Raw genomic sequence first — 12827 nt, forward strand, 5'->3', positions numbered from 1 at the left:
GATTAAAAACTAATTATTTTTTTTATTAATATTGAATTGGAAATTATTCAGTTGAAATCTATTTTAAAATAATGCTTTTACAGAAATGAAAAAAAGTAAGCTTGCAGACTTTGACAACGAGCAAATTGAAAGAGTTGTCAGCATGGCTCAAGAGGAAAGAAAACCTTTTGAGGTAATAAAAGAAGAATTTGGCCTTACCGAAAATGAAGTAACCGAATTGATGCGCAAACGATTATCGAAAGATAATTTTGAGCTTTGGAAAAAGAAAGCCACCGGCAGTAAACCAAAGCCAAAACCAATTATTGACGATTTTGATGATGATTTAGAAGGCAAATACTATATCAAAAATAAATTTGACTAAACTTTAACTCTTGTTCAACAAGAGTTTTTTTATTTAATCCCGATTTTTGTTTGTATGAAACCAAACTCGTTTACCGAACAACAAATCGACAGAATCATTGAAATGGCTTGGGAAGACAGAACGCCATTTGAAGCGATTACTTTTCAGTTTGGTATTTCAGAACAAGAAACTATAGAAATTATGCGTCGCGAAATGAAGCCTTCGAGTTTCAAAATGTGGCGTGAAAGGGTACAAGGTAGAGCCACAAAGCACGCAAAACTCCGCGAAAATGGTATCGACCGATTTAAGTGTACCTTACAAAGACAAATTACCCACAATAAAATATCCAAGCGTTAATCGGCACGATTTTAGTTAATCAATGGTAAAATGTTAAATTCGGGTGTAACTATTGGTTACATTTGATGACTTATTCCAAAAAAATATAAATTTTCGACAATGAAAAAATTAATTCTGAGTGCCATAGTGGCGTTAACTGTATTCAATTATAGTGCGGTAGCCCAAAAAAAACCAGCGGCTCAAGAAGTGAAAGTCGCCATAGATTTGAACCAAGTGAAAGAGGATAAAGTGATGGTTACAGTCACGCCGCCGAGTTTTAAATCGGAGGAAGTTGTTTTTCACATCCCTAAAACGGTTCCCGGAACTTATTCTTCTGATAATTACGGGAAGCTAATCGTTGATTTAAAAGCTTTGGACAAAAGCGGTAAAGAATTAACCGTAACCAAAACCGATGACAATTCCTGGAAAATAAGCAATGCCAAAGCCTTGTCAAAAGTTACTTATTGGGTAACTGATACATATGATACCGAAACCGGAAGAGGTTTTGGTAAAGATGAGATTTTTTCGCCGGCCGGAACGAATATAGATGAAGGCAAAAATTTTATGCTGAACAACCACGGATTTGTTGGGTATTTTGACGACAAGTTAGAGATTCCTTATAATCTAACCATCACGCATCCGGCGTCACTTTTTGGTTCAACATCATTGATTGACAGTAACAAAAGTGATACCGTAGATACTTTTAAAACCGAAAGATATTTTGAGTTGGTTGACAACCCAATCATGTATTGCAAACCCGATTACATTACTTTTAATGTTGACGGGATGGAAATTTTGTTTAGTGTTTATTCAGCCAATGGGATGCATACTGCCAAATCGCTTTCGACTTACTTGGAAACTACCATGCGTGCGCAAAAAGCTTTTTTGGGTCCTATCAATAACAATAAAAAATACACGGTTCTTTTGTATTTATCCGACATGCAAAAAAAGGATGCTAAAGGTTTTGGCGCTTTGGAACACCACACGTCAACAACCGTAGTTTTCCCTGATATGATGCCGGCTGCTGCTTTAGGAGAACAAATTAAAGACGTGGTTTCCCATGAGTTTTTTCACATCGTAACACCATTGAGTATTCACTCTAAAGAGATACAATATTTTGACTATAACAATCCAAAAATGTCAAAACACTTATGGATGTATGAAGGCGTAACTGAGTATTTCGCCAATTTGTTCCAAGTCAACCAAGGATTAATCGATGCGGATGAGTTTTACCAAAGAATGATAGGGAAAATCAATAATGCTTCAACTCTAAACGACACCATGCCGTTTACCGAAATGAGTGCTAAAGTTTTAGAGCAACCCTACAAAGATCAATATTTAAATGTATACGAAAAAGGCGCTTTAATTGGGATGTGTATCGATATTATCATTCGTGAAAAAAGCAATGGTGAAAGAGGTATTTTAGATTTAATGCAAAAATTATCAAGTGAATATGGTCCGAATAAGCCTTTCAACGATGACGAGCTTTTCGCAAAAATCACTTCGTTGACTTATCCTGAAGTAGGTGAGTTCTTAAATACTTATGTAGCCGGACCAATACCAATAAAGTATGACGATTTCTTTGCTAAAGTTGGTGTGGGGAAAACCAAAGTTAGTGTTCCGATTAATCCGTTTTTGAAAGACCAATCAACACCTTATATCACTGTTGATGGGAAAAGTAAAGAAATCATGGTGATTCCGGATAGTACTTTAAACGATTTTATGAACAGTCTCGGAATCAAAGGCGGCGATTTTATCTTGGCTATCAACAACAAAGATTACAATTTAGATAATATTTACGATATGATTATGGAAAGTCAAAATTGGAAAGTAGACGATGCTATCAGTGTTAAAATCCGAAGAGACGGAAAAGAACAAGTAATCAACGGAAAAGTAAAATTATCAACAGAAGAGGTTGAAGGTTACGGACTTACTGATGCTTCCAAAGAGAAGCTGAACAAAGCTTGGTTGACCGGGAAATAAAATAATTTTGCAATAGTATAAAACCTCAATTTGGTCAACAAATTGAGGTTTTTTTAGTATTATTGCCAAAATTTATAACAGATTTGAAATATCTGTGTATAACTAAATATAAACCGAATGTCCACCGGGCATTCTCCTCTTAATATCAAACATGCAAAAAACATTTTTAGCCTTAGTATCCTTGTTTGTTTTAGTTTCCTGTTCGGAACAAAAATCCACCAAAAACTTTGTGCTCAACGGAAATATCAAAGGATTAAAGAATGGAACGCTTTATATACAAAGGATAAAAGACACGCTTTTAGTGCCGATAGATACGATTAAAATTGATGGAGATTCTCATTTTGTCAGCGAGTTTGATTTGCAATCGCCTGAAATGTTATACTTGTTTTTAGATCGTGGCGTAACCAATTCGGTCGACAATAATATTATGTTTTTTGCCGAAAAAGGCACGATGAATTTAGAAACCAGTTTGGATTTTTTTACTTCGGATGTTAAAATTACCGGTTCTAAAAACCAAGAGTTATATGATGACTATAGAAAAGTAATGTCGCGATATATCAATCAGGATTTGGATTTGGTGGAAAAAAAATTCAAAGCCTTCAAAGCCGGAAAATTATCGGAAGTAAGTGCAATGGAAGAACAGCAAAAAGGTATTTTAAAAAGAAAATACTTGTTTACCACTAATTTTGCCGTAAACAATGCCAAATATGAAGTCGCGCCTTATGTTGCATTGGCAGAGATTTATGATATCAATTTAAAGTATTTGGACACCATTCAAAAATCATTAACACCACAAGTGGCAAAATCACTTTACGGTAAAAAACTTAACCAGTTTATAGCGGAAAGAAAAAAGATTGAAAAATAAAGTACTTTTGTTTGTCACTAAAAGCAAATGAAAGACATCCTTCTCATAACGCCACCGTTTACCCAACTCAACACACCTTATCCGGCAACGGCTTACTTAAAAGGGTTTTTGAATACAAAAAACATTTCTGCCTATCAAATGGATTTGGGCATCGAAGTGATTTTGGCGATGTTCTCCAAAGAAGGATTGACGGCAATTTTTGATTCATCTAACACCCAACATCTAACACCCAATCTTCAGCGGATTTTCAGTTTAAGAGAAGATTATATCCAGACTGTCGACGCCGTTATTGCTTTTCTCCAAGGGAAAAATCATACTTTGGCACGCCAAATTTGCAGCGGTAACTTTCTGCCCGAAGCGTCACGATTTGAACAGTTAGACGATATGGAATGGGCTTTTGGTTCGATGGGAATGCAAGATAAGGCCAAACATTTAGCGACTTTATACCTAGAAGATTTATCCGATTTTATAGTAGAATGTGTTGATGAAAATTTTGGTTTCAGTCGCTATGCGGAAAGATTGGGGAGAAGCGCTAATTCCTTTGACGAATTGTATGCACATTTGCAAGATGACTTGACTTACATCGACAAAATCACACTCAAAATTTTGGGAAACAGACTCGCTGAAGTTCAGCCGAAATTAGTCTGTATTTCCGTCCCGTTTCCGGGAAATTTGTATAGTGCTTTTCGCTGTGCACAGTTTATCAAAAAGAACTTTCCAAGCATAAAAGTATCGATGGGCGGAGGTTTTCCCAATACAGAACTCCGTGATTTAAAAGACCAAAGAGTATTCGAGTTCTTTGATTTTATTACGTTAGATGATGGAGAATTGCCGGTGGAACTTTTAAATTACAATATTAAAAATCCAAATTCCAACGAGTTTAAACGAACATTCCTTCTTGAAAACAACCAAGTCGTTTATAAAAACAATACCACACAATCTGATTATAAACAAAGTGAGGTTGGCACACCTGACTATTCCGATTTGTTTTTAGACAAATATATTTCAGTCATTGAAATAGCCAATCCGATGCACAGTTTGTGGAGCGATGGCCGATGGAACAAGCTTACGATGGCGCATGGTTGTTATTGGGGCAAATGTACCTTCTGCGATATCTCTTTGGATTATATCAAATTATACGAACCGATTGCAGCGCAAATTTTGGTCGACCGAATGGAAACAATGATTGCCCAAACGGGTGAAAACGGATTCCATTTTGTAGACGAAGCTGCGCCACCGGCATTGATGCGGGAAGTGGCTTTGGAAATTCTTCGCCGTAAACTTACCGTGACTTGGTGGACGAACATTCGGTTTGAGAAAAGTTTTAGTCTCGACTTGTGTTTGCTGCTTAAAGCATCCGGTTGTATTGCGGTTTCAGGCGGATTGGAAGTCGCTTCGGATAGATTATTAGAGTTGATAAAAAAAGGCGTAACGGTAGAACAAGTAGCGCAAGTTACAAGGAACTTTACCGAAAGTGGCATCATGGTACACGCTTATTTGATGTATGGTTATCCGACACAAACCGTTCAAGAAACTGTTGATAGTTTGGAAATGGTTCGACAACTGTTTGAAGTGGGCGTTTTGCAATCGGGTTTTTGGCACCAATTTGCGATGACGGCGCATAGTCCGGTTGGCTTGTTTCCAGAGGAATTCGGTGTGATTCCTGAACAAAATGAAATTACTTTTGCCAACAATGATATCCAATTTAAAGACAAAACCGGAATTGATCATGACCAATTTAGTTTTGGCTTAAAGAAATCGCTATTCAATTATATGCATGGCATTGGGTTCGATTATACATTACATGATTGGTTTGATTTCAAAATTCCGAAAACAACTATTTCACCTGATTTTATAGTTAGTTGTTTGGAAAAAGAGACTGACTTTGGGATAAAACCTTCCGCCAAAGTAATTTGGTTAAGCGGAAAACCACAAACTGAAATTTTCACCAAGACCAAGAAAGGCAATCGTTGGGAAATGATGAAGTTAGTTTTCTTTGATAAAAAAGAAACCCTTGAAATCAATTTAGAAAAAGATAAAGGCGAATGGTTGTTGCGCATCATAGATAATTTGGCCATTCACAATCAAAAGACACTTACTTTTGTGCAACTTAAAACTGATTTTGAAACGCAATTTGATGATTTTGAATTGTTTTGGCACTCAAAGCCCTTGAAAAAATTGAGAGATTTTGGGTTTTTGCTCGTCTTGTAACTTGTTTAAAAATCTTAATAACTTGTTTATTAGTTTTATTTTTTCTTTTGTTGAAGGGTTGTTTTTTAGCCTAAATTTAATTTTCTAATTCTAATTGTTTAGCCGAATTGCATGAAAGTTAAAAAAACCTTCCCCAAAATCCTTTGGTTAATAATTTCTTCCAGTATTTTTTTTATTATCCTTTATTTTGCCCTTTTTTATTATACTAAAAAAGCGGAAAAACAAGTTTATAGAGATTCTGTAGAACAGTTTAACAATGAGATTTACAAGCTCCTCAGTTTAGAGTCTAAGCCTATTTTTGTGGCGATTAATAATGATACTAATTGGGATGAATTTGTTGATTTTATTGCTACTAAAGACAAAGTTTGGTTTGATGAGACCATAGGCAATGAATTAGAAATTTATGATGCGGATTATTTAGGAGCTTATGGTGCCGATAAAAAATTTATCATCAGGACTCCAACGCCCAGTATCAAAACACTGGATTTTATTCCGAAGCAGTCGATGGATTTGCTCAACAAAGAAGGAATAAAAAAGTTTTACTTAAAAATTCCTGAAGGCATAGTAGAAATTACCGGAGCCGCAATTCATCCTTCTGACGACCCATTAAAAAACAAAACAAATACTTCGGGTTATTTTTTTGTGGTTCGTCTTATTGATCAAGCATTCATCAAAAATTTAGAGCACATAACCAATTCGGAAATTCAATTGGTTGAGGCTAATTTTAAACCTTCTGATGAAAAAAATAAAATTGCCTCTGTTTTTCAATTAAAAGATTCACAAGATAAAGTTATCGGCGAATTGTTGTTCCAAAGAAACTTTGAAGTTTATTTTGAGAATACGACTAACTTGCTTTATATCATCATTATAGCCTTTTTCGTGAGTTTGTTGGTGAATTTAATTTACACCAGAACCTTGGTGTATTATCCGCTGGATTTGGTCAGAAGAGTATTGGAAACCGGCAATAAAAAGGCCATTAAATTGTTGAAAGAATCCAATGGTGAATTCAGTTATATTGGCAATTTGTTTGAGGAAAACAACAACCAAAAACTCGAATTGATTACGGCCAAAATCAAAGCAGAAGAAAGCGATCGCTTGAAATCTTCCTTTTTGGCCAATTTATCTCATGAAATCAGGACGCCAATGAATGCCATCAACGGTTTTACAGATTTGATTCTCAACACGGATATCAATGAAACAGAGAAGTTGGAATACTTGAATGTCATTGAAAAAAGCGGAAAAAATTTGGTTTCCATCATTGACGATTTAATAGAAATGTCTAAAATTGATTCGAATCAAATTGCACCCAATTATACTTTGGTCAATTTGGAATCTTGTGTCAATGAGTTGTACGAAACCATCAAGGTAACTATTCAAAACAAGGATATCGAGTTTATATTGATTAAAAGCTCATTACCGGCAGAATTTAATATAGTAACGGATGACATCAAACTGAAACAGGTCATCATTAATCTGTTGACTAATGCCATTAAATTTACTGATGTAGGCATGGTGACTTTTGGCTATGAGATTGATGAAAAGAATCAACTAATTCATTTTACGGTAAGAGATACAGGTCTCGGAATAGACGCAGAAGAACACAAAAATATTTTTGACCGATTCAAGCGTGTTGATAGTGACGTTTCTATAAAAGTAGGAGGTTTGGGATTAGGTTTGGCGATATCCAAGGCTTATGTGGAGTTGCTTGGCGGAAGTATTTCCTTAGAGTCTAAAGTAGGAGAAGGCTCAACGTTTTATTTTTCTATTCCGCTTAAGTATGCTAAGATGGAGAATATTTCTGTTCGACCGATAAACAATCTTGAAGTTTCAAAATCGGAGGACAAGTTGATTTTGATTGCGGAAGATGACAATATCAATTTCTTGTTGTTCCAAAAAATGATGCAAAATAAAAATTACCAAATCATCAGAGCCATTAATGGTCAGGAAGCCGTTGAGATTTGCTTAAACAATCCCAACATTGACTTGGTGTTGATGGATATAAAAATGCCAATCATGACCGGTTTTGAGGCGATTGAAAGAATTCAGCCTATGCGACCAACTTTACCAATAATAGCGCAAACAGCCTATTCTTCTTCCGAAGATAAAGCCAAAATCGAAGAAGCAGGATTCACGGATTATATCACTAAACCCTTAAACAGAGAGCGATTATTTGATTTATTAACCACGTATTTAGAAGAAAAAAGCAAGGATGAGGAATAGAATTATTGCAGTGTTGTTTTTTGGATTGGTTTCAATTTATTCTAATTCGCAAGAAACAGTAACAGCTGTTGATAGCATTGCAGCGGAGGAAGAGAAAAGACTTTATTTAAATTTGGACATAGTGAACCGTTATCTTTGGCGTGGTCAATGTTGGGGTGGAGATTATATGGCCGTTCAGCCAACTATAGAATACAAGCTTACACCAAAATTCACTTTGGGTTTTTGGGCGACTACCAATTTCCAAAACGACTATTTTTATCCAGATGGCGTGACTTATTATAAAGGTTATCAGGAAATAGATTTTTATCTGACTTATCAAATTAATGATTTTTTGCAGTTCCAGCTTTGGGATTACTATTGGCCGTCTGTTGAAAGCGTAGCAGGTATTGATAATAGTTTTTTAAATTATGGTAGAGATGGTTCTAAAACGGTTGATGCTATTTGGTATTTTGATTTTTCTGAAGGTTACAAATATCCTTTTAACGCTACCATAAGTACATTAGTTGCCGGAAATGATTTCAGTTATGACAGAAACGGAGAGAATCCTAAACAGAATTTCACTACTTATTTGGAGTTAGGGTATACGTTTTCGTTTTTTGAAAAGGCCAAATGGACAGCAATGCAAAATATTGAGATTGCTCCTGTTATTGGTGTAGTGCTAAATAATAAAGCCGAGTATTATTCTTATGCCGATTATGATAAGCCTTCTTTTGTGAATTTAGGAATAACAGTATCCAAAGAAATTGATTTGGGCAAAGGAATTACTATGCCGATTGCTTTGAATTACACACACAATGGCGCTACCAAAAATACGGAAGCATTTGGAAAAAACTTTTGGATAACTACAGTAAGTTTTAGCTATTAAACCGGTTCGCCGTAAAGGTCGAATTCAGTGGCGTCAATAATCTTTACATTAACGAATTCACCGGTTTTTACATAGAATTTAGCGGCATCAATCAACACTTCATTATCTACATCCGGACTGTCAAATTCTGTCCTTCCAATAAAATGTTGGCCTTCTTTTCTATCGATAATGCATTTGAACGTTTGCCCGATTTTTTCTTGGTTTAAATCCCAAGAAATTTGCGATTGTAAGTCCATTATTTCTGCAGCACGTGCTTGTTTTATTTCTTCCGGAACATCGTCTTCTAATAAGTAAGCGTGTGTGTTTTCTTCGTGGGAATAGGTGAAACAGCCCAGTCTTTCAAACTTCATTTCCTGAACCCAATCTCTCATGGTTTCAAAATCTTCTTGAGTTTCGCCCGGATAACCTACGATTAAAGTCGTTCTGATGGTCATGCCCGGAACGGCTTCGCGGAAATCTTTTAGTAGCTTGGTTGTTTTTTCTTTGGTTGTTCCTCTTCTCATTGATTTCAGAATATTATCTGAAATGTGTTGCAACGGAATATCGATGTAATTACAAATCTTAGGTTCGTTTTTCATCAATTCCAAAACATCCATCGGAAAACCTGTTGGGAACGCATAATGCAAACGAATCCATTCGATGCCCTCTACTTTTACCAAGTTTTCTAACAACTCCGCTAAGTTTCTTTTTTTGTATAAATCCAAACCGTAGTAAGTCAAATCCTGTGCAATAAGAATCAATTCTTTTACACCGTTTTTGGCTAAACCTTCGGCCTCTTTAACCAATTTTTCAATAGATTGTGAAACGTGTTTGCCACGCATAATTGGAATTGCACAGAAACTACATGGTCTGTCACAACCTTCGGCAATTTTTAGATAAGCATAGTTTTTTGGAGTTGTAGTCAAACGTTCTCCAAGTAACTCATGTTTGTAATCGGCACCTAATGCTTTTAATAATAACGGTAATTCTGTGGTTCCGAAATATTGGTCGACATTCGGAATTTCTTTCTCTAAATCGGGACGGTATCTTTCAGAAAGACAACCGGTAACAAAAACTTTATCTACTAAACCTTTTTCTTTTTTATCGGCATATTCCAAAATGGTATTTACCGATTCTGCTTTGGCATTATCAATAAAACCGCAGGTGTTAATCACCACGATGTTTCCTTCTTGTTCATGCACTACATCTTTACCGCTGGCTTTTAATTGCCCCATTAAAACCTCACTGTCGTAAGTGTTTTTTGAACATCCAAGGGTAATGACATTGATTTTGTTTTTCTTTAAAGACTTAGTTCTCATAGATTTAATTCCGATTATTGGGAAAGCGTGCAAAATTACGCTTTTATTTATAATTAGTTTGTTGATTTTTGGAAATAAAAAAACCACCTCGCTTGAGATGGTTTATATGGTGTATTCTAAAAATTAGAAATTGATAGAATAACTAAGGGTCACATTATTATTGTATCGGCTGATTCTCGCAGGATCAGTCATGCCTGAAGATATTAAAGCTTGGTTGCTGTTTCTGTGGTCGTAAGAATAAGCCAAATCCAAACGGCTTTCACCAAAATTATAACCGATACCGCCAGTATAACCGGTTAAGTCTCCAAACGCTTCATCCACTTTATACGGACTTTCCTCAAAGCAATAACCGGCTCTTAAACTCACTTGTTTGATTTTGAATTCTCCACCTACACGAATTTCCATAGCATTGTCTAAAGCATTGCTCATAAATTGATTTATACCTGCGTAATCATTTTTGGGTTTTATTCTGGTGTTGCTGTAATCTTTGGTAGAGACGTCAACGCTCAATAAACCTCTTTTCCCAAAAATATAGGCCATACTTCCGGTCCATTTTCCCGGTGTTTGAATGGTGTAAGGTAAATAGGTAATAGGGTCGTGGTAAGAGAAAGGAAATTCATTTCCATCCTGATTGTTGAGACTTTGTGTGCTAACGCCTTGTTGTAATTCGTCGGTTAATCTTAACCATGTTGGGGATTCATAAGCCAATCCAATTCGAAGACTTTCAATCGGTTTTACGATGGCACCCAAGTTAAAAGAAAATCCCGAACCGGTTGTCCAAAGGCGGTTTTCAAAAAGAATTTCCGAAATAGTTGAACCGGTATCATAAACCGGATTTTCATTGCTTTCATAAACCGATGACAGTCTTTCAATGTTTACAAAATGAAAGTTTAAGTTACCTCCTAAAAAGAGAATGTCTTTATAAGAAGCTGAGAAGTTTCCGGTAAGTTTACCATTGTAACCGGTAGTTAAAATTTGGTTTTCTTGGTAATAGTTTCCTCCGTTTGGGATGTTGGTATAGTAAGAAGTATTGTTCGCAGCATCAACAGTTGGTTCGAAAATATAAGTGTCATACCCTAAATATGCTTGTTGCTCATAAAAATTTAAGTCGTAATAACTGTAATCTGTCAGCACATTGGTTGGAATGCCTTGAGCGATATTCAAGAAATAATTTCCGATTGAATTATAAGGATTGACTCCGGCAGAAAACACACTATTGTTGAAATTATTAGCGTTTTCATAATTTAAACCCACTGCAATTTTTTTCCAATCATTTTTGCTGTCGGCACCATCTTTAAAAATAAATACAGCGCCAATTTGATTGATGTCAAGCGTACTATCGGTATCATTGGTTGAAGTTCCAAAATAACGGGACCTGTTTTTGGCATTATAAACAGAACCGGTTATTGTAGCATAGTTGTTATTAAAAAAAATAGAACCTGCCGGGTTAACACTTATGGCAGATAAATCACCGCCAACAGCTCCAAATGCGCCGCTCATTCCTCTGAATCTGGCTGTTCCAGTAAGGTTATCTGTAGCTAAACGAATAACATCTTCCGGTGTGGTTTCTTGTGCATGCATATTGGAAAAGGACATTCCCATGCATAATAATAGTAGATACTTTTTCATAGTAGTTTTAAATTTTATTCAAAAAAAACCTATGCAATAGATTAACAAAGCATAGGTATAAGTTAGGTGTTAGTATTATCTTCTTCCGCCACCTGATGATGATCTTCCGCCACCGCCACCTGATGAAGAACGTCCTCCGCCATAGTTAGAATTAGAACTTGGACTATAAGAACGAGTAGGTACTGATTCTGATCTTACGTTATTTCTAGGTTGTGAGGTGTTTGTATTTTGTCTAGGAGAACTGGTATTGTTGTTTCTTGGACTGGAAGAATTATTTCTTGGTGAACTGTAATTGTTTCTTGTCGGACTGAAGTTTGAATTTCTTGGTCTCACGATGTTATTGCCTCTTCCACCGTTATTTGATGAATTTCTGATACCATATCTTGAGCTGTTTGCTCTGTTTCCGGCATAGTAACCGTAGGTAGAACCTCTTCTTCCACCGTTATAGTGGTAATAGTTGTTGTAATAGCCGCCGTACCAATTGTTGTAGCCATAATAACCACCATACCAAGGGCTATACCACGGGCTGTTCCAACCACCCCAACCAACGTTCCAACCCGGTCCGTACCAACTGTTCCAGCCCCAACCCCATGATGGCCCCCAACTACTCCAGCCCCAATAATTGCCATACCAGTAATTATTCCAATAGCCATAACCCCAGTTGTTGTCATAAACATTGATGGTTACTGATTGAGCGTTGCTTCCCCAACCGGCATTATTATCATCATCATAGGTTTTGCTGTTTGTAGCAGTGGAGTCGTCCGATACGGTACTGTAGGTTTCAACATTTGTAAACGTTTCAGCCTCTTTATTTAAATCGCTAAAATATTCTTGGTATTTATTACTTTGAGAATTGTCATCAGAGGCTACTTCTTTCTTCTTATTTTCTGTACCACCATAAACTCCGTCAGAGTCATAATAAGAACTGTTTTGATAAGAACCACATGAGGTTACTGTAATTGCCAAAATTCCTAAGACGGAAAATAGGGACAATCTTCTACTGAATAAATAATAAGTTTTCATATCTATAGCATTTTTATTGTTGGACTATACAAAAATAGTTAGTTTTGTCGAACTATT

Annotated in this window: 10 protein-coding genes; 7 read left to right on the plus strand and 3 right to left on the minus strand. The window is 36.0% G+C overall.

Annotated elements, in window-relative coordinates; translation table 11 throughout:
* Window positions 1-85: 85 nt before the first annotated feature.
* From ACK4HO_RS06350 to ACK4HO_RS06380, 7 genes are all read left to right on the plus strand, one after another.
* On the plus strand, window positions 86-361 hold the full coding sequence (locus tag ACK4HO_RS06350; RefSeq protein WP_284651892.1) for a TIGR03643 family protein: 276 nt from the start codon (window positions 86-88) through the stop codon (window positions 359-361).
* A 54-nt stretch (window positions 362-415) separates the two neighbouring features.
* Window positions 416-697, plus strand: coding sequence for a TIGR03643 family protein (locus ACK4HO_RS06355; RefSeq protein WP_409664144.1), 282 nt, complete (start codon window positions 416-418; stop codon window positions 695-697).
* Between the two features lie 99 nt (window positions 698-796).
* Complete coding sequence (locus tag ACK4HO_RS06360) at window positions 797-2659, plus strand: peptidase M61 (RefSeq protein WP_409664146.1); 1863 nt, start codon at window positions 797-799, stop codon at window positions 2657-2659.
* A 151-nt stretch (window positions 2660-2810) separates the two neighbouring features.
* Window positions 2811-3524, plus strand: a complete 714-nt coding sequence (locus ACK4HO_RS06365) for a DUF4369 domain-containing protein (protein ID WP_409664148.1) — start codon at window positions 2811-2813, stop codon at window positions 3522-3524.
* A 27-nt stretch (window positions 3525-3551) separates the two neighbouring features.
* Entirely contained in the window at window positions 3552-5735 is a 2184-nt protein-coding gene (locus ACK4HO_RS06370) for a B12-binding domain-containing radical SAM protein (protein ID WP_409664150.1), read from the plus strand.
* Between the two features lie 111 nt (window positions 5736-5846).
* Complete coding sequence (locus ACK4HO_RS06375; protein ID WP_409664152.1) at window positions 5847-7955, plus strand: ATP-binding protein; 2109 nt, start codon at window positions 5847-5849, stop codon at window positions 7953-7955.
* Window positions 7945-8820: a hypothetical protein gene (locus tag ACK4HO_RS06380; RefSeq protein WP_409664154.1), complete on the plus strand. Its 876-nt coding sequence runs from the start codon at window positions 7945-7947 to the stop codon at window positions 8818-8820. The genes ACK4HO_RS06375 and ACK4HO_RS06380 overlap by 11 nt, the downstream gene beginning before the upstream one ends.
* Here ACK4HO_RS06380 and rimO read toward each other — a convergent pair.
* The 3 genes from rimO to ACK4HO_RS06395 form a co-directional block, all read right to left on the minus strand.
* Window positions 8817-10118, minus strand: coding sequence for a 30S ribosomal protein S12 methylthiotransferase RimO (gene rimO, locus ACK4HO_RS06385; protein WP_409664156.1), 1302 nt, complete (start codon window positions 10116-10118; stop codon window positions 8817-8819). The genes ACK4HO_RS06380 and rimO overlap by 4 nt on opposite strands.
* A gap of 123 nt (window positions 10119-10241) precedes the next feature.
* Entirely contained in the window at window positions 10242-11747 is a 1506-nt protein-coding gene (locus ACK4HO_RS06390) for an OmpP1/FadL family transporter (protein ID WP_409664158.1), read from the minus strand.
* A gap of 75 nt (window positions 11748-11822) precedes the next feature.
* Entirely contained in the window at window positions 11823-12770 is a 948-nt protein-coding gene (locus ACK4HO_RS06395; protein WP_409664160.1) for a hypothetical protein, read from the minus strand.
* Window positions 12771-12827 lie beyond the last annotated feature (57 nt).

It is taken from the genome of Flavobacterium sp. (assembly GCF_046296355.1).
GTDB lineage: Bacteria > Bacteroidota > Bacteroidia > Flavobacteriales > Flavobacteriaceae > Flavobacterium.

Coding starts and splice junctions, on each gene's coding strand:
- ACK4HO_RS06380 (WP_409664154.1), top strand. CDS start 7,945: ATGAGGAATAGAATTATTGCAGTGTTGTTTTTTGGATTGGTTTCAATT.
- rimO (WP_409664156.1), bottom strand. CDS start 10,118: ATGAGAACTAAGTCTTTAAAGAAAAACAAAATCAATGTCATTACCCTT.
- ACK4HO_RS06370 (WP_409664150.1), top strand. CDS start 3,552: ATGAAAGACATCCTTCTCATAACGCCACCGTTTACCCAACTCAACACA.
- ACK4HO_RS06390 (WP_409664158.1), bottom strand. CDS start 11,747: ATGAAAAAGTATCTACTATTATTATGCATGGGAATGTCCTTTTCCAAT.
- ACK4HO_RS06350 (WP_284651892.1), top strand. CDS start 86: ATGAAAAAAAGTAAGCTTGCAGACTTTGACAACGAGCAAATTGAAAGA.
- ACK4HO_RS06355 (WP_409664144.1), top strand. CDS start 416: ATGAAACCAAACTCGTTTACCGAACAACAAATCGACAGAATCATTGAA.
- ACK4HO_RS06360 (WP_409664146.1), top strand. CDS start 797: ATGAAAAAATTAATTCTGAGTGCCATAGTGGCGTTAACTGTATTCAAT.
- ACK4HO_RS06375 (WP_409664152.1), top strand. CDS start 5,847: ATGAAAGTTAAAAAAACCTTCCCCAAAATCCTTTGGTTAATAATTTCT.
- ACK4HO_RS06395 (WP_409664160.1), bottom strand. CDS start 12,770: ATGAAAACTTATTATTTATTCAGTAGAAGATTGTCCCTATTTTCCGTC.
- ACK4HO_RS06365 (WP_409664148.1), top strand. CDS start 2,811: ATGCAAAAAACATTTTTAGCCTTAGTATCCTTGTTTGTTTTAGTTTCC.